The sequence below is a fragment of the Paenibacillus rhizovicinus genome (assembly GCF_010365285.1).
Classification (GTDB): domain Bacteria; phylum Bacillota; class Bacilli; order Paenibacillales; family Paenibacillaceae; genus Paenibacillus_Z; species Paenibacillus_Z rhizovicinus.
In genome coordinates, this window is the sequence record NZ_CP048286.1 from 2,174,551 (window position 1) to 2,197,443 (window position 22,893).

Annotated in this window: 18 protein-coding genes; all 18 read right to left on the bottom strand. The window is 55.3% G+C overall.

Annotated elements, in window-relative coordinates; all coding sequences use genetic code 11:
• Positions 1 to 191 precede the first annotated feature (191 nt).
• The gene (locus GZH47_RS09920; protein ID WP_225446425.1) at positions 192 to 1,844 is read right to left on the bottom strand and encodes a type 2 periplasmic-binding domain-containing protein; all 1,653 of its coding nucleotides are present in this window, start codon (positions 1,842 to 1,844) and stop codon (positions 192 to 194) included.
• Positions 1,845 to 2,068: 224 nt separating this feature from the next.
• A complete protein-coding gene (locus GZH47_RS09925; protein ID WP_162639950.1) occupies positions 2,069 to 2,968 on the bottom strand; it encodes a carbohydrate ABC transporter permease in 900 nt (299 codons plus the stop codon).
• 14 nt (positions 2,969 to 2,982) lie between these two features.
• On the bottom strand, positions 2,983 to 3,888 hold the full coding sequence (locus GZH47_RS09930) for an ABC transporter permease (protein WP_225446426.1): 906 nt from the start codon (positions 3,886 to 3,888) through the stop codon (positions 2,983 to 2,985).
• 407 nt (positions 3,889 to 4,295) lie between these two features.
• A complete protein-coding gene (locus GZH47_RS09935) occupies positions 4,296 to 6,521 on the bottom strand; it encodes a helix-turn-helix domain-containing protein (protein ID WP_162639952.1) in 2,226 nt (741 codons plus the stop codon).
• A gap of 123 nt (positions 6,522 to 6,644) precedes the next feature.
• Complete coding sequence (locus GZH47_RS09940; protein ID WP_162639953.1) at positions 6,645 to 8,081, bottom strand: alpha-L-fucosidase; 1,437 nt, start codon at positions 8,079 to 8,081, stop codon at positions 6,645 to 6,647.
• Positions 8,074 to 9,840: a glycoside hydrolase family 35 protein gene (locus GZH47_RS09945; protein WP_162639954.1), complete on the bottom strand. Its 1,767-nt coding sequence runs from the start codon at positions 9,838 to 9,840 to the stop codon at positions 8,074 to 8,076. Before GZH47_RS09945 ends, GZH47_RS09940 begins: the two co-directional genes overlap by 8 nt.
• Before the next feature lie 380 nt (positions 9,841 to 10,220).
• Positions 10,221 to 10,910 (bottom strand): copper homeostasis protein CutC, encoded by a 690-nt coding sequence (locus tag GZH47_RS09950; protein ID WP_162639955.1) that lies wholly within the window; start codon positions 10,908 to 10,910, stop codon positions 10,221 to 10,223.
• A 271-nt stretch (positions 10,911 to 11,181) separates the two neighbouring features.
• Positions 11,182 to 11,952: a sugar phosphate isomerase/epimerase family protein gene (locus GZH47_RS09955; protein WP_162639956.1), complete on the bottom strand. Its 771-nt coding sequence runs from the start codon at positions 11,950 to 11,952 to the stop codon at positions 11,182 to 11,184.
• An 11-nt stretch (positions 11,953 to 11,963) separates the two neighbouring features.
• Positions 11,964 to 13,013 (bottom strand): Gfo/Idh/MocA family protein, encoded by a 1,050-nt coding sequence (locus GZH47_RS09960; protein ID WP_162639957.1) that lies wholly within the window; start codon positions 13,011 to 13,013, stop codon positions 11,964 to 11,966.
• 85 nt (positions 13,014 to 13,098) lie between these two features.
• Positions 13,099 to 14,700, bottom strand: coding sequence for a DUF3502 domain-containing protein (locus GZH47_RS09965; protein ID WP_162639958.1), 1,602 nt, complete (start codon positions 14,698 to 14,700; stop codon positions 13,099 to 13,101).
• Positions 14,701 to 14,768: 68 nt separating this feature from the next.
• Positions 14,769 to 15,668 (bottom strand): carbohydrate ABC transporter permease, encoded by a 900-nt coding sequence (locus GZH47_RS09970; RefSeq protein WP_162639959.1) that lies wholly within the window; start codon positions 15,666 to 15,668, stop codon positions 14,769 to 14,771.
• Positions 15,669 to 15,683: 15 nt separating this feature from the next.
• The gene (locus tag GZH47_RS09975; protein WP_225446427.1) at positions 15,684 to 16,628 is read right to left on the bottom strand and encodes an ABC transporter permease; all 945 of its coding nucleotides are present in this window, start codon (positions 16,626 to 16,628) and stop codon (positions 15,684 to 15,686) included.
• Positions 16,629 to 17,071: 443 nt separating this feature from the next.
• The gene (locus GZH47_RS09980) at positions 17,072 to 18,055 is read right to left on the bottom strand and encodes a LacI family DNA-binding transcriptional regulator (RefSeq protein ID WP_162639960.1); all 984 of its coding nucleotides are present in this window, start codon (positions 18,053 to 18,055) and stop codon (positions 17,072 to 17,074) included.
• Between the two features lie 418 nt (positions 18,056 to 18,473).
• Positions 18,474 to 19,235, bottom strand: coding sequence for a glycerophosphodiester phosphodiesterase (locus GZH47_RS09985; protein WP_162639961.1), 762 nt, complete (start codon positions 19,233 to 19,235; stop codon positions 18,474 to 18,476).
• Between the two features lie 39 nt (positions 19,236 to 19,274).
• Positions 19,275 to 20,270: a CehA/McbA family metallohydrolase gene (locus GZH47_RS09990; protein WP_162639962.1), complete on the bottom strand. Its 996-nt coding sequence runs from the start codon at positions 20,268 to 20,270 to the stop codon at positions 19,275 to 19,277.
• 5 nt (positions 20,271 to 20,275) lie between these two features.
• On the bottom strand, positions 20,276 to 20,743 hold the full coding sequence (locus tag GZH47_RS09995) for a hypothetical protein (protein ID WP_162639963.1): 468 nt from the start codon (positions 20,741 to 20,743) through the stop codon (positions 20,276 to 20,278).
• Entirely contained in the window at positions 20,740 to 21,582 is an 843-nt protein-coding gene (locus tag GZH47_RS10000) for an ABC transporter permease (protein WP_162645165.1), read from the bottom strand. The genes GZH47_RS09995 and GZH47_RS10000 overlap by 4 nt, the downstream gene beginning before the upstream one ends.
• Positions 21,582 to 22,829, bottom strand: a complete 1,248-nt coding sequence (locus GZH47_RS10005) for an extracellular solute-binding protein (RefSeq protein WP_162639964.1) — start codon at positions 22,827 to 22,829, stop codon at positions 21,582 to 21,584. Before GZH47_RS10005 ends, GZH47_RS10000 begins: the two co-directional genes overlap by 1 nt.
• Positions 22,830 to 22,893 lie beyond the last annotated feature (64 nt).

A 22,893-nucleotide genomic window follows, 5' to 3' on the forward strand; every position in this document is an offset into this window, starting at 1 on the left:
CATTATAATAGATCGGAAGCCGTCCGACGTCCTTTTTTCGATGACGGCATCGGCATGCTCGTCGTTCTAAGGCTCCACGATCCCCCTTCCTTTTCCAAGACGAGCAGAGGGAAGTATGCCCGAAGGAATACTTCCCGTTTGTATGCCCTGCTTATTGTTTCTACTTAATTTTTTCTGCTTATTTTTCCTGATTATTTTTTCTCTATGGCCGACTGGTAGATTTGGATGTACTGCGACAGGTTCAGACCGTCGAACCCTTTCACGTAAGCATCCCAATCCTTGTCGAGGTTCTTGTCGCCGATGATGAATTGCGACATGTTGGACTGGACGTAGTCTTTGATCGACGTGGCCAATTGCGCCATCGTATCCGTATCCTCCGGACGCACGAATGCGCTGGACGGGTACGTTTCTTTCGGCGCGTAAGGCGCGTAAGCGCTCGTCGCGTCCGCAAGGCGCTTCTCGTAGCCGGCTGCGGTCAGCGGATTTTGGGCCGTCGCGAACAGGTCGCGGAAGTTTTTCGAGAGATCCTTCGGTCCCAGCAGCGACCAGCTGTCGTTGCGAACGACATTCGGGTCGAGCGGCGTCAGGTTGTCGAAGCTGTATTTGGCAGGCTTGCCGTCGATATTCTTCTCGTCCGCATTGGCCTTCTTCCAGCCGATGCCTTCTTTCACGCCGTATTCGCTGAACAGCGCGCCTTCTTCGGTGAATGCATAATCGGCGATTTTGATTGCCGCGATTTGCTGCGCTTCGCTCGCTTTGTTCGTAATGGCCATCGCGAATTCGCCGAAGCCCTGCGACATGCCCGCAAGCTGAACGCCTTCCGGCCCTTTAAGCGGCGGCACGATCACCCAATGCTGATTGCGCGTGATCTTGTCGTCGTACGTATTGACCAGATAGCTGAGCAGCGCCGTCGTGATGGAGCCGACGATCTCGTCGCCTTCGCGGTTGCCGAGCTGGCTGACCGCTTGGTCGTTCTGCGTGAAGGACGCTTTGTCGATCAAGCCTTCGCTGTACAGCTTGTGCATGTAAGCCAGGCCTTCTTTCCACTCCGGCTTGTTCGCCGCGAAATCGACTTTGCCGTCCGTCACGGTCAAGTACTTGTCGTTATCGTTATAAATGAACGCATTCATCAGGAACGAATCGATGTTGCCGTTCCACACGTATTTGTTCGGTGCGCCGGTCATCGGAATTTCGTCCGCTTTGCCGTTGCCGTTCGGGTCCTTCGTCTTGAACGCTTTCAGGACGTTGTACAGCTCGTCCGTCGTCGTCGGCACGCCAAGTCCGACCTTGTCGAGCCATTCTTTATTCATCCAATACTTCTGGGAGAACGTGCAGTGGTAGCATTCGTTGTAGCGCGGAATGCCGTAAATGTTGCCGTCCGGCGCCGTCATCGCTTCTTTCAGGTACGGCGTCTTGTCCATCAGCGCCTTCAAGTTCGGCGCGTATTTATCGATCAGATCGTTCAGCGGAACAAGCACGCCTTGTTTGCCGTACGTCATCAGGTCCGAGTTGGTGAATTTGCCTTCCAGGAACACTTCCGGGTAGTCGCCGCTTGCAAGCAGCAGCTGTCTGCGGTCGACGAGCGCATCCGTCGGCGCCAGATCCCATTTAATGTTCACGTTGAATTTCTGTTCGATGTATTTCGTGTAGTCGTTGTCTTCGAGCGGCGCCTTGCCCTGCGGAGCGAAGAATCCGATGCTCACCGGCTTGGACGAAGCGTCCGCCGCCCCGGCTCCCGCGTTCGCCGCGCCGGCGTTGTCTTCCTTCGTGCTGCTGCCGCAAGCGGACAGTACGACACTGCTGATCAATACAAGCATAAGCGATACCCAAATGGACTTTTTCAAAACGCTGATTCCTCCTTGGATCGTATAAGTTCTTGTCTGCTCCTGCCCTCGCCGCTGCGACTGCCGGTGCAGTTCCCCCAACTATTATTTCCTAACCATGCATGGAATCGACTGCCGCCTCACCTCCAGCAATAATTCACGAAGCGTAGTCTTCGACCGACGACCGACGATCGACAACCGAAGATGAACGATCGAAGATTAACGAACGAAGAACGATCAACGGATTAGCCCTTCAAGGAACCGATCATGACGCCTTTGACAAAATGCTTCTGCACGAACGGGTACATGATGAGCACCGGTATGCAGGCCACGACGATCAGCGCATATTTGAGCACTTGCTCGAAGCCTTGGTCCCGCAGCTTCTGGGCCGTATTCGCCAGCATCTCCGGATCGGCCGCATTCAGGATCAGCATGTTGCGAAGGACGTACTGCAGCGGGAACAGCGCTTCGGACCGCAAGTATATCAGCGCATCGAAGTAAGCGTTCCAGTGACCGACCGCGTACATCAGCGTCATTACGGCGAGAATCGGCTTCGACAACGGCAGCACGATGCTCCATAGATAGCGGGTATCCCGGCAGCCGTCAATCTGGGAAGCCTCCTGCAGTTCCATCGGAATCGACGACATGAAGAAGGTTCTGGCGATAATGACCTGGAAGACGGAGAATGCGCTCGGAAGCCATAACGCCCAGCGGGTATCGAGCAAATGCAGGTTTTTGACCAGCAGGTAAGTAGGAATAAGTCCGCCGCTGAAGAACATCGTGATCATCATCAGAATCATGATGTACTTGCGCCCTGCCATCGCACGCTGCGACAGCGGGAATGCCATCAAGACGGTAAAGGCGACGTTGATGAACGTGCCGATCACCGTGTATACGATGCTGTTGTAGTAGCCGCGCATCAGCTGCGAGCTTTGAAAAATCGACTTGTAGGCTTTCAGCGAGAACTCGACCGGATACAGCCATATTTGCCCGGACACGACGGCGTTCGGCGAGCTGAGCGACGAGCTGAGAATATAAAGCAGCGGGTACAGCACCGTCAGCGTCAGCGCGCCGAGCAGCACGTAAATCGTGACGAGCAGGACGCGGTCGCCGAACGGTTCCCGGATTTTCGTTTTGGTCAACATAGACGGCCGCCTTTCTACCACAAGCTGTTTTCTGAAACTCTGCGAGCAATGGCATTGACGCTGACGAGCAGCACCAAATTGATGATGGAATTGAATAACCCCACCGCGGAGGAGAAGCTGAAGTTGGCTCCGAGGAGACCGACCTTGTAGACGTAGGTGGAAATAACCTCTGACGTGCTCACGTTGAGCGAATTTTGCATCAAGTAGATTTTTTCAAACCCGACTCCCATGACGCTGCCCAAACTGAGGATCAGCATCGTAACCGCGATCGGAAGCAGCGACGGCAAATCAATATAGAGAATCTTCTTCAATCGGGACGCGCCGTCCATGCGCGCCGCTTCGTAGAGCGAAGGATCGACGCCGGACAATGCGGCGATGTAGATAATGGAGGCATACCCCATCTCCTGCCAGACACCGGACCAGACGTAGATGGATTTGAACAACTTCGGTTCGCCCATGAAGTTCGTGTCCGACCAGCCGAGGAACGAGAACAACCGGTCCACGACGCCGACATGCGGCGAAAGCATCAGGATGATGATCGACACCATGACGACGGTCGAGATGAAATGGGGCGCGTACGTGATCATCTGCACGGAACGTTTGAAGAAGCCCGTCCGGATTTCGTTCAGCGCCAGCGCCAGCAGAATCGGAATCGGGAAGCCCGCCAGCAAGGAATACAGGCTGATCAGCAGCGTATTCTTGATCAGCAGCGGGAAGTTCGGCGATTGGAACAGATCGGTGAAATGCTTGAAGCCGACCCACGGGCTGCCCAAGATCCCTTTAATGATATTGAAATCCTTGAATGCGATGATTACCCCGAACATCGGGATATATTGGAAGATAAGTAGATATAGCACCGGAAGTAGAACAAGGAGATACAGCTCCCAGCTCCGCCTCACTCTCGTCCATGTCTGTTGCATCCGCATTACTCCTTCTGTCAGAATCGATTCTTGATGCCGAAGCGCCGGTCCGCTTCTTTCCCTACCAAGACCGGCTCGGTTCGATAGCTCGATTCTAGCCCGCTGCCGCGGCCAGCGGCAATTCGTAAGATTCCGCAAAGATGCAATTTTCGCCGAAGCGCATATCCTTGCGCGATATGCAGTGGAATTATGCGTGCTCCCCATTATTCTACATTGCGTTTTTTTCGCCGGCGAAAGCGGTGCAACGCGCGTGAACGCTGAGATCCGCTGGGATCTGATGAGATCTGCTGAGGTCCGCTTAAGCTCGGCGGCTATCCGCTTAAATTCCGTTACGATCCGATTCCGCATGCCTGCATGCAAAAAAACCTTGAATCCGCCGTGCGTCGGCAAATTCAAGGCTCTTCAGGTTAGCGGTCCGCTTGCTGTTTGCGATAATCGCTCGGCGAGAATCCGGCCACGTTCTTAAAGGCCCGGTTAAAGGAATTGTAGTTGAAATAGCCGACCTCCGCGCTGATCTCCTGAAGCGACTTGCTCGTCGAGATCAGCAGCTGCTTCGCCTTGTCCATCCGCAGTCCGATCAGGAAATCGACGAAATTGCAGCCGGCTTCCTCCTTGAACAGCTTGCTGATGTTCTTGGCATGGATGGCGAACTTATCGCTTAAATGATCGAGCGACAGCTCCGGGTTCGGATAATTCTCCTCGATATAGGCCCGAATATCGCCGATGACGGCCCGCGTCCGCTGCGAGTCCTTCAAGACGAGCAACTTGACGGTCGCCGCCTCGAAGATCAGCGTGCATCCCTGCTGCAAATCGGCCAGCGACTCCCAAGCGGCGAGCAGCTCCAGCAATTCCGCGCCTATATCCTTCCAGACGTTGCGATAATCCTTGGACAATTCCAGGAAGACCCGGTTCAGCTGCTGGTGCAGAAACTGCATGAAGCTTTCGATTTCCTTCCGCGACGAGACGGAATCCGTAATCTGCTCGAACAGCTCGTCCATATGCCTGCGCCAGCCGCTCTCGGCAAGCCGGATGGCCTGCGCCAGCGCATGGATCGTGCCGAAATAATCATGCGCGCGATATTCCGACCCGTCCAGCCTCGCCGCATCGAGCAGACATCCCATGCCGAGCACCGCTTTATATTGCAGCAGATTGCGCGCGATTTCGTGCGAACGCCTGATTTCCTCGAGATTCGCCGCCATGCCGTGCACGCCGATCGTGACGGTGAAGCTTAAGTTGCTGCGCACCCACGCTACGATTTGCCCGCCGATCGCGAGGCTGAGCGAGGGACCGTCCGCGCCGGCCGGCACCCACACGATGGCGGACAATCTGCGGTCCGTGACCCATTCCGCCCATGTCGAGGCGCTGCTCAGACCGGCGATCTCTTGCGTGACGCTCGAGACGACGAACTTCAGCACCGATTGGTCCTGAGGCTGGTAACGGTCGGCAAACTGCGAATAGCGGTCGATTTCCAACTCCAGCATGAAGGCCAGCGGCCCCGCCGGATTCACGTGAAAGGCAAGCAAATCCGTCTGCCATTCCGTTTCGCGAACCGAAACCGTTCCCTCGACCGCTTCTTGGAACCGGTGCTTCTTCTGCAGGATGATCGTTTCCTTGTCCTTCTGCCTCGTTCGCGTCGTTTCCTCCATCAGATGCTCCAGCGCGCCTTGGATGAAGCCGAATTCATTGCCGCCAGGCTGGCCTAGATGGCCGATTTCGGGCTTGATCAGCGCGCTCGTTCGAATGAGCGAGACGAGCTGGCTGATCGGCTTGTAATTGCGGCGCGTAACATGCACGACCCAGGCGACGCCGAGCAGCACGACCGCAAGAGCGATGATGACCCAAATGCTGTAGAAATTAAGCACGATCCGGGATAGGCTGCCGCTGGCCGGACCGCTCTCGACCACCCAGCCGGTATACGGAGACACATAACGGGTCAGCACGCTGCTCTGCTCGTGCTTGTCGGTGCCGTCATCCATCAGAATGCCGCCTTGGGTGTCGCTAAACCGAATGAACGTCAAATCCGGATTGTACATCGGGGCTATCGTTGTTTTCAGCTTCGACAAGCTGACGTTGACGACGATATACCCGCTCTTCACCGACGTCAATTGCGGGTACCCTTGCACCAGCGTAATGACGTCCGACGGGTCAGACGATTCATACGGCTTGTAGCCGCGCTTCCCCGACCATTTGCCGGCTAAAGCGCGCTGCTCGATATAAGGCGCTATAAACGATTGATCTTGAAAATCCGACAGCAGGCCCGATCCGTCCCCCAGGACGAAATGATCTTTCAGCCGAATGAGATAAACGGAGTCGATAATGCCGTAGTTCAGCTTCCAGTCGTCCATCCGCTGGTTGGCTACGATGTTGCCGTACACGTCCTCGCTGTCCGTGCGGAAGAAACGCTTCAGATCGTCGGACGACAGCGTATCGCGTAAAATTTGATAATCGAGCGCTTTCAAGGAACTGTCCGTCATGCGGACGGCCTGCTCGGTAAGGAACTCGTCCGCTTTCAGCGCTTGCTTGCGATTCTGCTCGCTGAGCGACTGGAAGAAGACGAGGAACAGAATCGTGACGACCACGACGAACACGGGAAGATAGGATAAGAGCAATTTCCGAAACCAGCTGCTGTTCATGAGGCCTCCCCTGACGTTCGCCGTTTCATCGGCGTCACTTGTAGTTAATTTCTCAGCCTATTATTTTACACCATACATAGATTCAATTCTACCGTTGCGGCCGCCCTCGTATCGTGCTCAAGCTTATGGACGAATACGGAATACATGCGCGATCGGCGCCTTCCCGCCCAGCTGGCTTGCCGGAAGCTGCAGCGTAAGTCCTGCCCCGTCCCGCGTAAAAGCAACGGTTTCGCCGGTTCCGACGAGCTCGATAGCCGTGACCGCTTCCGTGTAAGGAATGGCGATCCGTTCGTTGACCGGCGCATCCTCGCTCTCGTACAAGTAGGTGCAGTAGACAGTCTCGCCTTTGCGCGTAAAAGCGCATGCTCCGGTGTAATACGGTGCGCAGATGCGGGTGCCGTATACCGCTTCCCCATGGATCTTCAACCATGCGCCGAGCGCCTTCATGCTCTTCAGCGCGCCCTTCGGCAGTCTGCCGTCCGGCTGCGGTCCGACGTTCAATGCCAGATTGCCGCCTTTGGCCACGACCTCCATCAGGATTTGCACCAATTGACGCGCGGATTTGTAGCGGTCTTCGAACCCGAACGAGAACGAGGTGCCGAGCGTGATGCAGCTCTCCCAAGGCACGTTCAGCGGACGATCCGGAATGGTTTGTTCCGGCGTGACGTAGTTCTCGTACGGACCGCCCACCGTGCGGTCGGCGGACAGCAGCCACGGCTGCGTCCGACGCGCGCGCTCGACCACTTCGCCAAGCCGGATATCCTGGCTCACCCGGCCGCCTTCCCTTACCCAGCCGGCATCGAGCCATAGAATATCGATGCGGCCGTAGCGGGTCATCAGCTCCATGATTTGCTCGTGCGTGAACGATACGAATTTCTCCCACAGCTCCGGATGCACCTGCGGATCGTACGACGGCCCGCGCCATGTATGGGTGCCGCGCTCCATGTCCGGCGCCCAGTAAGTCGGCGTATGCCAATCCGCCTTGGAGAAGTATGCGGAGATCGCAAGTCCTTTGTCGCGGAAGGCGTCGAAGAGGTTCTTGCATACGTCGGCGTAGCGGTGCGAACGGAACGGCGTCTCGCTGCCCGTGATGCGGTAATCCGTCGTCTGCGTATCCCACATGCAGAAGCCGTCATGGTGCTTGGTCGTGAAGATCAAATATTTGAACCCGCCTTCGGCCGCGGCCTCCGCCCATTTCTCCGGCTCGAAACGGATCGGGTTGAACGTCTTGCCCAGATCGAAATATTCCCGCTTCATCTCTTCATAGTCATTCGTCCAGTCGACGTCGTTTCTTGCCCAGTCGCCGTCATCGTCGCTCAGAATCCACGATTCCACCATGCCGATCTGCGAATACGGCCCCCAGTGCATCATCAAGGCCAGCTTCTGATCCTTGAACCATTCCAGCCGCTCCAGCGTGATCGGGTTGTCCGGCTTTACCCAGTCTGATTCGCTGCTGTAATTATGGACGCCATTCTCGACTTCCACCTCATGCTCATGCTCATGCTCATGCTCATGCTCATGCTCAACCTCAATAAGCGTCTCGTTCGTATTCTCACTCATCGCTAACTCCTCCTCGTATGTGCGTATCCGTAAAGACGACCGCGGCTTCCCGCGTCCGATGCAGCTCGAAAATGACGATTTCATTGCCGCCCTCCCGCAGGAGCGGCGCAGGTACGTACAAGGTCCGCTGCGGACCCCGGTCCCAATAACGGCCGAGATTGAAGCCGTTGATGAAGACGGCGCCTTTCGTCCAGCCCTGCATGTCCAGGAACGTATCGGCGCATGCGGCCGCCTGGAATGTCCCTCTGTAGAAGCGCGGTCCCTCATCCGCAGGACGGCGGGAATAGATCAGCTTGGATAACTCGTCCAGCGGCAGCGGCCGAACCGTCCAATTGAACAGGAACTGGAAGCCGAGCCGCACGCCTTCGGTGATGCCCTTCGCGTCCCGGAGATACGGACCGTAGTTGATCCTGCCCATGTTCTCCACCAGAATATCGAGCCTTGCGCCTCCTGCCGGGATGGCGATCGGCAAGGACTGGAGCGTCTGCGCCCGTTCAATCGTGCCTTTGTACTCGCCGTCCAGGAAGACCATCGCCCTGTCGCGAACCTCCTGGATGAAGAGGCGCTCCTCCGGTCTCGGACCGGAAACTCGGGTCGTGTATAGAATAAAACCGTACTGCTGCCCGAGCTTCTCCATCGGAAGCGGCGTAATCCGTTCAATGGGATCGGACAGCTCGTCCAGCTGCTCGAACAGCGCTGCTTGCTCCGCCAGTTCTACTCGGCCGTATGCCTGCAGAGGCGCGGAGGGCGGGATCACTGGTAGATCCGCCGGCTCTATATACCGCGCGATCACTTCGCGCGCGGCGTAGTACTTATCCGTCGGTTCGCCCGTTTCGTCCAGCAGCGCGTCATAATCATAGCTCGTGACCGTCGGCTCATAGAGATTCGGCTCTTGGCCGTTCGCGCCGTTATAGAAGCCGAAATTCGTGCCGCCGTGGAACATATAGAAGTTCACCGACGCGCCTGCCGCCAGCATCTCTTCTAGAATTACCGCCGTCTCGGCCCCGTCCCGCATATGATGCGGCTTGCCCCAATGGTCGAACCAGCCGATCCAATACTCCATGCACATCAGAGGCGCATTCGGCTGGTACTCCTTGAGCTTGGCGAAGGACGAAGTCGGGTGCGAGCCGAAATTGACCGTCGCGAGCACGCCGGGAACGGATCCGCCTTGCAGAAGCGCATCGGTCGGTCCGTCGGACGTGAACAGCTGCACGTCGATACCGAGCACGATCAACGCCTCTTTCAAATAAGCGAGATAATTCGCATCGTTGCCGTAGCTGCCGTATTCGTTCTCGATTTGAACGGCGATAATCGGTCCGCCATTCGTGCGTAACAGCGGCTTCAACCGCGGGATAAGTTCGTCGTAATAAGCGTCGACCTTCCGCAGAAAGGCCGGATGGCTGCATCTCAGCTGCATATCGGAATCGGAGAGCAGCCAAGCGGGCAGGCCGCCGAATTCAAACTCCGCGCATATGTACGGACTCGGGCGAACGATGACATGCAGACCCAGACTGCCCGCAAGCGCAATAAAGGAACAGACGTCGGCCATGCCGTCGAACCGGAATTCGCCTTCCTTCGGCTCGTGAACGTTCCAGGCCACGTAGGTTTCCACCGTATTCAGCCCGCAAGCTTTCAGCTTCAGCAGGCGATCCCGCCAGTACTCCGGCACGATTCGAAAATAATGCATCGCCCCGGAGAGCAGGCGAACGGGTTTCCCGTCATCCGCGAATATGCCGTTTTCTATCGTTAAGACGCCCATATCTCCACTCCTTCCATGAATCGTTCGTAATCCTTAGGATAAACGCGGCGTTTGGCGCGCTCAACGGGATTTTTTCGAATAGTACACCTTTTTCCCCGCATTCGCAGGCACTTCGCGATTTTCGCAGCAGCGCCTCATGGCGAAAAAAGCGTAGTCCGGGACGCGAATCGCCCTATGCTACGCGTTAAAACGCAAAAAACGGCGTATTCAAGCTCCGCAACGCGCTGCGAGGGTTCAATCGAAGGGACCCGCACGCGTATTCGGAACGGAATGACGCCGTTCTTCTAAAATCCATTCATAGCCTTGCAGAATCGGGACTGCTCGGTGTCGGACTCATCCGCTTCCGTTGTGACTCCGTCACCCGTTCAGCCGCAGTGCGATTAAACCCCATCCAGCGCTGCCCGCACGGCCGACAGCCGAACAGGATCGATCGGAGCCGTCTGCGAACCGTTCACGCGAACCCCCGAGCCGAAATGCACGGAACGAACGCCCGTCGCGCTCGCGAAGCCGGCCGCCGATGCCGGGGTAAGGCCGCTTCCCGCCATGATTTCAATCCCCGTCCCGCGGCTCAGGCTTACCAGCCTGGCGATCTCGTCCGCCGCATCCAGTACGCTCGGCTTGCCGCCCGATGTCAGAATCGTACGGACCTGCGGATAGCGCGTCAGCGTCTCGAACGCTTCTTCCAGATGACGGGCTTCGTCGAATGCCCGGTGGAAGGTGACGGGCAGACCGTCCGCCGCATCGAGCAGCCGCTTCAGCTTCTCCTCGTCGACGGTCCGCTCGGGCGTCAGCGCGCCCAGCACGAATGCGTTCGCGCCAGCCTTCCGAAGCGAACCCATGTCGCGGATCATCTGCTCCATGTCCGCCTCCGCATACATGAACGACTTGCTATGCGGACGAATCATCACATGAATGGGAAGGCTGCACGCCGCTGCCGTTTCTTCAATCAAGGCCAGCGAAGGCGTAAGCCCGCCTTCCTCGATCACCGAGACGAACTCAATCCGGTCGGCGCCGTGTTCAGCCGCAGCCCGGGCATCTTCGGGCGTCAAAGCGATAACTTCAAGCAACATGAACAAGCTCCTTCCTCTATCTCTTTTACTCTTTTATTCTTTTACTCTTTCTTTTGCTTACTCTTTCCCGGCGCGCCTCCACCAGACGCTGCATATACCTACTAGTTAACCTCATAGACGCGCAGCAGGCAACCACCAATTGTCGCGTATAAGCATTTTTCGCGCGCCATAGCTGCATCCAGCCGCCCGCCGATATCGTATCCCCCGCTCGCCAAAAAAGCCCAGTCCTTATCCGGACTGGGCTTTCATGACAGGCTCGCGCAGCGGCTGCTTAGAGCAAGCCCTGCTCCTTCAAGTTCAGATAGCTGACCGTCGCCGTCTCGAGCCCCGTAAGATTCCGAAGCTGGTCCTGCTCGACCGTCATCCATTCCACGCCGATTTCCGTGGCCGCTTCAATGGATGCCTTGATGTTCACCACGCCCGTACCGACCGCTGTCCACTTGCCCACCTCATCGGTTCCGTAGACATCCTTCAAGTGAATAGCCGGTACGCGCCCCGCCATCTTGCGCAGGATATGTGCCGGGTCGGCACCGCCGAGCGTGATCCAAGCGACGTCCAGACGGAAATAGAGGTTCGCGGGATCGGTATGCTCGGCTAGAATATCCAAAGAATACACGCCGTTGAATACGTTCTGGAACTCATGCGCGTGGTTGTGGTAGCAGAATCTCAGACCTTCCGCCTTCAATCTGGCGCCTGCGGCATTATACAATTCCGCATCGCGCAGCAGCTGCTCCCGCGTGTCGACCACGTCCCACCAGAAGGTGACATCCTTCGTTTGCAAGAGATGCGCCTCTTGAATCACTTGATCGAGCGCCTTCGGGTCGCGCAGCTGTTCCTTGCTGACGCTGTGCGTCGCGACTTCGAGTCCCATCTCGCGGAACCGCGCTACATTGGCCTTGGCATCGCCGTCAAGCAGCGCGCCTCCGCCTTCGACGCCCGCATAGCCAATATCGGCAACGCGCTGCATCGTCCCCCAGAAATCCTGCTTCGCTTCCTCGTTAACGATTCCAATCAAACCTAATTTCGGTCTCGACATCGTCATGTTCACGCTCCCTATTTGGCGAATTGGCCATTCTCCAGCATCGTAATAAACGGACTGTCCGTTACGTCCGCAAGCGGCAGCTCCACGCGCGCGTTCCGGCGCACCGACTCATACACGGCGAAGATAATTTCCGAAGCGCGAAGCGCTTTGGCATGCGACACTTCAGGCTCTTCGCCTGTCCCTAAGCAATCGATGGCATGGCGGACATAGCCTTCCATCTGATCGGTCATCGAGGACAATTCCATCTCCGGCGTCCAGGACGGATCCTTATAATTCACGCCTCTGATGATCTGCCCGTCCCACATGACCTCGATGAAGCCCTCGGTGCCGTGCACGCGAACGCCGGCCCAGGTCTTCGTTGCATCCCCCGCAGCCGGGTCCCATGTATCCATTTCGCCCGAGACGAGATTGGCTTGCACGCCGTTGGCGAATACGATTCGCCCGGAGGCGCCGCACTCGGACGGAACATTGAACCAGTTATACGTTTCGGTCGTATCCACCGCTCCAAGCACCCATTTCGCCGGCGTTTCATCCATGTAACTGATCGCCTGGTCGAAGGTATGAATGCCGCAATCCAGCAGGTTCGGCGGCGAATACAGGTCCATCCGGACCACCTGTCCGATTTTTCCTTCCTTAATAAGGCGGCGTACGGTTTGATTCCCTTTGGCAAAACGGCGCTGAAGCGAGAAGGTCAGCTGGCAGCCGTTCGCTTCCGCAATCCGGCCCATCTCCTGGCATTCGCCCCAGGTTGCCGACATCGGCTTCTCGCACAGCACGGCCTTGACCCCTGCTTCCGCGCAGTCGCGGAATACCGGCAAATGCAGCGGCGTCCACAGACAGATCAGCACGACGTCCGGCTTCTCCTTCGCCAGCATTTCCTTATGGTCCGTGTAGATGTTCCCCGTAAAGCCGAACTCGGCATTCAGCCTTTCGGACGATTCGGTCGAAAGATCGGACAAGGCGACGACCTCGCACCTGCCGTCGGCCTTCACCCCTGCCGCATGCTCATGCGCGCGGCGGCCGCAGCCGATAAAAGCGATTCGATATAATGGCGTATTCACTGCTGAATCCTCTCCTTATAACGAGGGAGCTATGAACATAGGCGTCATCCTATGAACATAGCTCTCGCATCGGTTCTTATTTGAATTATTGAACAGGTACAAAGTTCGCAAGCTGTTTTTCTACTTCGGCGATAACCTTATCGATTCCTGCCGCCGTCAGTTGTTTTCTGTAATCGGCAACCGCTTCTTTTGGATCTTTTTTCGTTTTTCCGAGCATCAGCTGCATGCCCAGCTGTTGATTCACGTTGGAGATCGCAGCAAGTTCAGTCGACACGTTCTTCGGATCGAAGCTGAAGCCCATGTATGGATCATTGATGGCTTCTTTGTTCCATTGCTCATACAGGCTTGCGCGAATCGGATTCTCCGTATCCATCGGCAAGTTGTATTTGTCGTTCCGCAGGGACCATGCGGAGAAACCGCCGCCGTCTTTTTTCTCGTCGAAGTTCGCAGGCGTTTTCTTCATGCCGTTCTCGATCGTATATTGACGGCCTTCGATACCGTATTGAATCAAGTTATAATAGCTCGGATCGGTCATGAATTTCTCGATGGCCATCAGCGAACGTTCCGGATTATCGGAAGTCGTGCTAATGCCCGTGGAGTTCTCGACGCCCAGTTTACGTTTGATCTTATGATTCGCTTCCGCGAACGTATAGAAATCAAGATTCGCGTCCGGTTGCGCTTTCGTGTCCATGCCGTACTTGCCGATCCAGTCCTGCGCATGCGTCAGGTAGCCCGCGGAGTTCGCCGCTCTGAAGTTCGTACCGGCATCGACCTTCGAGGACATGATGTCCTTCGACCAGTAGCCTTTGTCTGCCCACTCGCGCATTTTCACAGCCCAATCCTCAAACTCTTGCGTGAAGGCAGGGTGGAAGACGGTCTTGTAGTCTGCCGGACTCTTCGTCACGAGATTAAGCTCGGACGTATTGATGCCCGGCGCGTTCAGCCACATGCCCGTCGTGTCGACCAGCATTCTGAACATGTTGAAAGCATCGTCGGCATTGCCTTTGATCGGCGGATAGGACTCGTTCTTCACGACGTTGTCCATGTACTTCTCCATGTCCGCAATGCTGCTGATCTTCTCCATGCCGTACTTCTTCAGCAGATCGGTGCGGTAAGCATAACCTGTCGGCGTAAATTCGCTATACAACGATGGCACGCCGTAGATTTTGCCGTTAACCTTGGTCGCTTCCCAAGTGGACGCAGGAATTTCCGCTTTCAGCTTAGGCGCAACTTTATCCAGCATATCCGTAATATCGACGAGCGCTCCCTGGTTGGCAAGCGAGAAATACGATACCGGTGCGCCCGGCGATACGTGGGACATGTCGAACTTCTCGCCGGAAGCGAACAGCAGCGGATACTTGGTCGCAACATCCGGCCAATCGATGTATTTGACTTCGATCGTCGCATTAATATCTTGTTTCAGCTTTTTGTTGATCTCAGCTAGAATGTCTTTATTGGCAACGCCTTCAGAACCCCACAAATAATAAACCAGCTTAACCTCTTTGGAAATGTCTACGCCGCCCGCGGTGTTCGCGGATGCATTCGTCGCATTCGCCGCATTCGACCCATTGGACTCCGCGGACGAAGTGTTGTTGTCATCATTGGATGACCCACACCCGGCCAGCAGGCCGCCCATCATCGTAAACGCCAGTAAAATGCCTGAAACTTTCTTGCTCTTGTTTCTCATTTTCTCGCCTCCCTATTATGGTTGCAAAGCTTTCTATAATAGATGTCCTTTTTGGAGAGGAACATGTATTAGCCCTTAACCGCGCCAATCGTAAGACCCGATACAAAATAACGCTGAGCAAACGGATACAACAGGATGATCGGACCCGTAGCCATGACCGCAGTAGCCATCTTAATGGATTGCGACGGCAAGTCCGCCGAATTGATGACCGCGCCCTGATTTATAAGCGCTTGCACGTTCGTCTGATTAATCATGCGCTGCAAGACGTATTGCAACGGAAACTTGTCCGGCGTCTGGATATACAGCATGCCGTTGTACCATTCGTTCCAGAAGCCAAGGGCCGAGAACAGACCGATGGTCGCAAGCGCCGGAATCGCCAGCGGCATGAAGATTTGCCAGTAGATCCGGAAATCGCCCGCCCCGTCAATGGTGGCTGATTCATACAAGGAATCGGGAATCGACTTCATGAAATTCCGCATCAGGAAGATCGACCATGCGCCGACGACGCCCGGCAAGATCATCGCGAACAGGCTGTCCTTCAGATGCAAATATTTGACCATGAGGATATAACTCGGAATTAAGCCGCCGGCGAAGAGCGTCGTAAAGTAGATCATGAAGGAGAAGAAGTGACGATACTTGAAGTCCTTCCGGTTCAGCACGAACCCTGCCATCGACATCATCAGCAATCCGGCAACGGTACCGATAACCGTAATGAAGATCGTGACGCCGTAGGCCTTGGATAATACCGTCGAGTTACGGAACAGCAGCTCGTAAGCCTTCAGGGAAAAATGGTTCGGAATGAGCTTGTAGCCTTCGCGAACGATTTCCTGCTCATTCATGAAGGAGGAAGAAATCATCAGGACGAACGGAAACGCACAAGCCAGAGCGAAGCAAAAGATGCATACATAACTGATCGCTTTAATGAGAAAGCTGCTGAAATCCTCTTTCCCCACCGTTTTGGTACCCATTGTCTTAACCTCCTCCTAGAATAAAGCGCTATCCGGCTCGATTTTGCGAACGATTAAATTAACGACCAATACGATGACCAAACCGAAGATCGATTGATAGAATCCGACTGCCGCGCCCATGGAGAAGTTGAACTGCCCGACGAGGCTGCGGAAGACGTACGTATCGATGATATCCGTTTGCGGATAGAGCACCGAGTTGGTGCCGATCAAGTTGTAGAACAGATCGAACGAGCCTTTGAGAATGCCGCCAAGTCCGAACAGCAGCAGCAGAATGAACGTCGGTTTCAGCATCGGCAAGGTCATGTGGCGGATGCGCTGCCATTTGCTGGCCCCATCCATGTATGCCGCTTCATAGAGCTCATTGCTGATGCCCGTAATCGTGGCCAGGTAGACGATCATGCCGTAACCGGTTGCGCTCCAAATCTTGAACGCGACGATGATGTACTTCCAAATGTCAGGGTTGGAATAGAACTCGTAGCGCTCGAAGCCGAGCGAGGTCAGGACCGTATTGACGAAGCCGGAGTCGTAATTGAACATGTTGTAGGCAAATACGCCGACGATAACCATCGAGATGAAGTATGGAAGCAGGAGAACGGATTGCGTAATCTTCTTGAACCATTTGCCCGAAATTTCGGCGAGCATTACGGCAAAGACGATTTGGATAACGTTGCCCAGCGCGAGAAATACAAAGTTGTAAAGCAGCGTGTTCTTCGTGATGTTCCACAGATCGCCGTTCTTGAACAGGAATTGAAAATTGTCCAGTCCGACGAATTTGCTGCCGAAGATGCCGTTCCGGATATTAAAGTCGACAAACGCGACATAAGCCCCCGGCATGACCAAATAGTGAAAAACAACAAAGTATACGATGATGGGCAAAAGCATAAGGAACATCACTTTGTTCTTCCAAATCTCCTGCAGTACATTACGGCTATGAAGCTTGACTCTACTGATGACCTGCATGCAGCCTACCTCCATTATGGTAACGTTCTTCCTAATGCTTAAGATTGCGCTTACAACACTAGAAACGTTTCGATTTTCGATAATACTTATTGCCTATTTCCTCTTGGAAACAGGAAAATCGAAGAAAAACCGTTAAGAACTCTCATCATTACCAGTTACACTGTTTAATGCGTCGTTGAAACGTTTCTCTAAATCGAATATTACACCATGATTTCATCGAAATCAATCCTTTTTTTGGGATGTATTCGCTCCCAAATTTTGCGTTTTTTCTTGAAATCACGAAAAAAACGCGTCAGAAAAATCCCCGGTCCTGATCAATTCCCATGCATACAAGCAAGAACCGCATCATCCGGAGAAACGTTTCGATTTTCGGGCGAATTGAGCCCTTTTTTCCGCGCATAGGAATGCCTGATCAAGGCCAGGATTTTCGCCCTCGCCTTGCGCTACTTGGATGTCCCGACTGATTTCCCCTTCAATAGGGTTACATAGATCCTTTCATTCTCCACCGCATCGCTATTGATAAGCTTCACCAGCTGTTCCGCGGCAAGCGCGCCCCATTTGCGCTTCGAATAATCGATCGTGGATAAACGCGGCTGGGAATACGAAGCCAGTTCCATATTATCGAAACCAATGATATGTATGTGCTCCCCGACCTGTATATCCGAGTGATGCTCCGCGATGTAATTCATCATGCCGATCGCCATCTCGTCATTGAAACAAAACACGGCCGCGGCGGCCTGCCCGTCCCGTCTGCCTGCCATGATTGCCTTGGCGGCGAGTTCTCCGCCTTCCTTGTTGAAATCGCCTTCAATAACGTGCAGTTGAACGCCGGCAGTCCGCTCTACGACTTGCATGACCGCTTGCAGGCGCTGCTTCGAATCATAGGAGCTGCCCGGTCCCGTTACCGCGTAAATCTCCCGGTGTCCTTCTTCGATCAGATATTCGGTTGCGAGCGTAGCTCCCGCTTTGTTGTCCAGCAGCACTTGGTTGATGTTCGGATGCGCCAGCTCCCGGTCCAGTACGACCAGCTTATGCCCGCGGTCCGCGTAGCGAATCAGATCCTCGCTGTCGAAGGTCACGTCCAAGATAATAGCGCCGTCTATCATGCGCTCGGGCAGCATCCAATGGGACTGCTTGCCGCTGCATACGATGAGCTCGTAGCCTTTGCGAGTCAATGTCTCCTTCGTTCCTTGCAGGAGATCGCCATAGAATGCGCCGCTGAAATCCGTAAGGAAGATACCGATGATCTTCGTTTCCCTTGTCTTGAGCGATCTAGCAGCAGCGTTCGGAATATAGTTCAATTCTTTCGCGATAGCCAGTATTCGTTCCGTCGTCTCGGGAGTCACCTTAGGGCTGCCGTTAAGCGCATAAGAGACAGTAGAGATCGAGACCCCGGCTTGTTTAGCAATATCCTTAATCGTAGCCACTTCATTCACTCCCTATCTTCCATTATCCAACCTTTTATCTTCTTAACCTGTTGAATCGAAACCAATCGAAACGTTTCTATTCGTACTTTGTTTGAATTATAAACAATCCAACATGAACCGTCAATGATCGTTTCGATCAAGGTTTATCCTTACGAACCGTATTGGAACGGTTCGCGTTCGGACCGGAGATGCGGCATACAAGCGTTTTCATTGTTTACATTTCGATATGAGTCGAAAATATCCTTTAATTCCTGGCTCGCCGCGAATGCGTTTGTTCGATGCCCGGCAGCGGGTACAAGTACGTCAAACGAAACGCAAACGGCCGTCGACGATGAGATCGTTGACGGCCGTTTGCGTTTATTCGGTTCTTTTCTGCCTTTTCTAGCTTTCTTGCCTTGTCTGCCTTACCGATTACCAGTTAACGCTCTATGCGAAGCCGTTCCCGTTCCTGCTTCACTTGCATTAAGGCCGCCACGTTGCGGGACGTGATCGAATGCACGCCCCAATCGGCGTATCGGTTCATGAGCGCCTCTTCCTCGACCGTCCACACGTAGACGGGCAGCCCGAGCTCCCCGGCATACGCCACGAATTCCTGCTGCAGGATGCCATGATAGATATTAATGCCGAAGCAAGAGGCAGCGCGGGCAGCCTCGCATGTTTGAATCATCGCCTCCCGGTAGGGCAAGGACTTGAACGGCTCGACATCCGTGTTCAGCAGCTTGGACATCTCCGGCTGCAGCCGCTCGGCCAGCAGCGCCCGTTCCGGATCGCAGCCCGAGAAGAAGGCTTGGTTCGACAAGCCGAATTTGCGTACCAGCGCCGCGGCAGGCTCGATGGCCGCATCGACCTTCAAGTCCAAATTCACGATGACGCCGGAAGCTTCCACGAATGGCAGCATGTCTTCCAGCCTGAGGATGCCGGCCGTTTCGCCGCGCTCCGTTTCGAATCGCAGTTCGCTTAATTCCGCATACGTCATGTCCGCTATATTCACATTCAACCGTTCCACGGTTAGACATTCATCGTCATGGGCCAGTACCGGGACGCCGTCCCTGGTCACCCGGATATCCTCTTCCACCACATCGGCGCCGAGCTCGATTCCGATTCGAATCGAACGCAGCGTATGCGCCGCGGTGTTCATGCTTCCGGCGTGAGCCGTAATCAATGGAAAACTTCGCGTCATTCCATTCACACTCCTGAACGTTTAGTCGAGCAGCCGTTCTTATTCCGCTGACGCGTATATCGCATTCGTGAAGGCGATCATCGTGCGTACGCCGCGCACGGTTCCCTTAAGCTCCGCTCGAACCCATCTCCATGCATCGCCGGGAATAGCGAAGCGATAATCCGACTGCGCCAAGCTTGCCTGCTGTTCGCCAATACTACCTGAATTGCTCATGAGAACAAGGGTATAACCTGCTTCCGGATACTCCCACAAGCCTGCCCGAACATGAAAATCAATGTTTACGACAGCTTCATAACGCTCGGTTCGATCCTGCTCCGGCACGCAATCTCCAATGCCATACGCCGCCGACGCCGATCGCAGCTCCACTGTCACAAGCGGCCCCATCGTCACCGATGCCCTGCCTGCGGCCAGCGCGCGCACCGCTTGTTCCGTCACGCTGCCTTCCGCTTCGTCGAGCAGCAAATACGTAACGGACAGCGGAGTTTCCGTCTGCTCCTGCACATGCCAATCCCGTCCGGATGTCGCCGCGATCCGGAAGCCTTCGTTCAACCGCTCGGTCCATAGACGGAACGCGCGGGCATTGTCCGTCTTGATCGACGGAAACGTACCTGACCATACCTCGATATAATCGAGCTTGTTCCAATCTTGGATCTCGAACTCCCAGAAGCAGCCCGTGCACATCGGACTTCCGATGCGATACGGATGCGCCATGCCGGCGATCCCGCCGTGCGCGTGCACCTGTTCGATGCCCCTGTCGATATCCCCCGGGCCTGCAGGACGCCAGTCCACGAACTCGGTCAGTCCGATCGTGACCATATGCCCGTAGAACGTCGTCCATTCCATGCCCGAAATGATCGTCATGCCGGTCTCTTGCTCGATGCTCTCCCTGTCCTTCAAGCCGGTCATCGTATTGTGGTCGGTCAGCGCAATGCAGTCAAAGCCGAGCGCCCGCGCTCCCCGCGCAAGCTCCTGCAAGGATTGCCTGCCGTCGCTGTGATCCGTATGACTGTGCAGCTCGCATGCCATCCAGCGCATGATTGTCAGGCCTCCTCATGATGAATTCGCAACCGGTAACGGCAATCGTCCGTCACGATCGCATGCAGACTTAACGTAACTCGCCACAACCCCTCGATCAGTTCGCCGCCGGAAAAACCCGGCGATGCTTCCCGCCCGCCGATGAACAGCAGCTGCTCGGGGTCGTGCCGATGGCCGGCGCCGCGGTGCCGGTCCGGGTCGTCGACCGAGACGGTTATTAAATTCTTGAGCGGCAGGAACGATTCCCACTTCTCCATGAGACGCTCGCGCTGCGCGGGCTCGGTATACTTCTCGACGCCGGCCGCGATCAGCGGCAGCGACTGCTCCCGGTCCTCGAGGTTCTTCGGTTCATACGCGAAATCGATCCAGAGCTTGCCTCCGCGACGGTCCAAATGAAAGCTATACGCAATATGCGTCTTGGAGCAGACCGGCTTGACCAGCCCTTCCGCTTCCAGAACAAGGCGTTTCGTCACGAACGCGCACCTTCTTCCTTCACCATGCTGCGAATGTAGAAATACCCCATGACCGAACAGAGCAGGAACGTGAAGAACGCCAGCGCGGATGCCTGTTCCTTCTCTTGGAATACGCCGAAGATCTGCTCCATCGACACGCCCAGCATTTGCGGCGCGTTCGGACCGAGCAGGAATGGCGCGGTAAACGATCCGATGACGCCCATGAAGACGAAGGTGACCGCCACGAGCAGCGTCTTATAGGTAAGCGGCAGAATGAACCGGGTAAAGAGGCGCAGCTTCCCCGCTCCTACGTCCTTCGCGCTTTCCATGACCGAATCCGGCACGCCCGCCAAGGCGGAGCCGAGCAGCATGGTCGTGAACGGAATGTTAAACCATAAATTCGCGATGATGATGCCTTTCATATCGAAAATAATGCGCGGAATTTCGCCGCCGCCAAGCAGCAGTACCCAGCGGGACAGCCAGCCGTGGTTGCCCAGCAGCTGAATCAGGCCGTACGTCGCGATGACCGACGGGATAAAGATCGGAATCATGTACATATTCCGGATCCAAGCGACTAATTTGCCTTTATTGAAACGCATGTAAGCGGCCAGCGCATAGCTGATAATAAGCACGATCACGACCGAGATAACCGTCACTTCCAGCGAGAATACGATGTTTTGGCGCATCAGCTTGTCGGTGAACAGGTATTTGTAATTCGACAGATCGTACCCGCCATCCTTGTTGACCAGACTTTCCTTGAAGGAGACTGCGATCGGAATGACCACCGTGACGAACAGCAGAAGAAAAGAGGGGATGACCAGAAGCAGTCCCAGTATCCCCATTTTCACTTGTTTCGTCATCATTGCGCAGCTACGTCGCTCTGCCAGCGTTTGTTGATGTCGTCGCCCAGATCGCCGATGTTGAACGTCCGGAAGCCTTCTGCCACGCCTTTGAAGGAATCCTGGATGTCCTGCGGCATGTTCGACAGCTTGATGCCCGGGAAGCCGTGCATGGCGGTTACGACGACGGATTGCGCTTCCGGCGACAGGACGAAGTTCAGGAATTCATTAACGGCGTCCTTCTTCTCGGACAGCTTCGGCACCATCAGGTACGTCGGACCGCCGGTGAAACCCGGCGTGATTTGCGCAAGCTTCGTCGTGGCTGGCAGCTGGCCGTTGCCGATTTGCTCAAGCGCCATATCCGACCAAGCCGGGATCATGTCCACTTCGCCGCTGATGAGCAGATCGAGCGTGCCTTGGTTTTTCTTCGGGTAGATGCCTTTGCCGTATACGTATTTGCCGAGGTCCTTCAGCGTATTGAAGCCTGTGTCCCACTGCTTCTCGATGCTCGGATCGGTGTTGTGCAGCGCGTCTTCCGGCAGCGTCTTGTAGAGCGTCGTCGTAACGAACGAGCTTCCTGCTCCGCCGGTGGACGGATCGTTATAAGCGAATTTCTCCGGATTCGCCTTGATCCAGGCGAACAACTCGTCGAGCGTCTTCGGAGGCGTCTGTACCTTCTCGCTGTTGTAGGCAAGGATAACGGCGGACGATCGATAAGGAACGGCCAGGTTGGAGACGTCTTTCATCGTATTGGCGTCGATGGAGGCGAGGTTGGCGATTTTAGCCGGATCGAGCGTTTCCCACAGATCGTCCTTCTGTCCTTGGGTCACGTTGTTCAGGCCGTCTTCGTACAAGTCGATGTCGCCGGAGCCTTTGCCCGCTTTCTTCGCCGCGAGAATGCGGTCATACGTCGGCTGCGCGCCCGTGCCGGACGGGATGTATACTTCTTTCACCTTAATGTTCGCATGATCCTTCTCGAACATCGGGATCAGCGTGTCCCACAAGTTCTTGACGTTCTCGGAGCCCGTGAAGTAGAAGCTGAATTCAACCGGATCGGCCGTCGTGTTCGCCGGGGCCGCGTTGCCGCTTGCGTTAGCGGCGGCGTTGTCTGCTGCAGCATTGTCCGCCGCGGCGTTATTCGCTTTGCTGTTGTTTGCCGCGCCGGCATTGGCGTTCTCGGCATTATTCGAGTTCCCGCATCCGGCGAGAAGAGCGGCGGTAACGGTCGTTACGGTCAATAGAGTCAGAGCGGATTTTTTACGCAGCATGCTGATTTTGCCTCCTTGGCATTGGAAATTCGTTTGGGATTCTTGTTACGAGATTCGTTAGGGA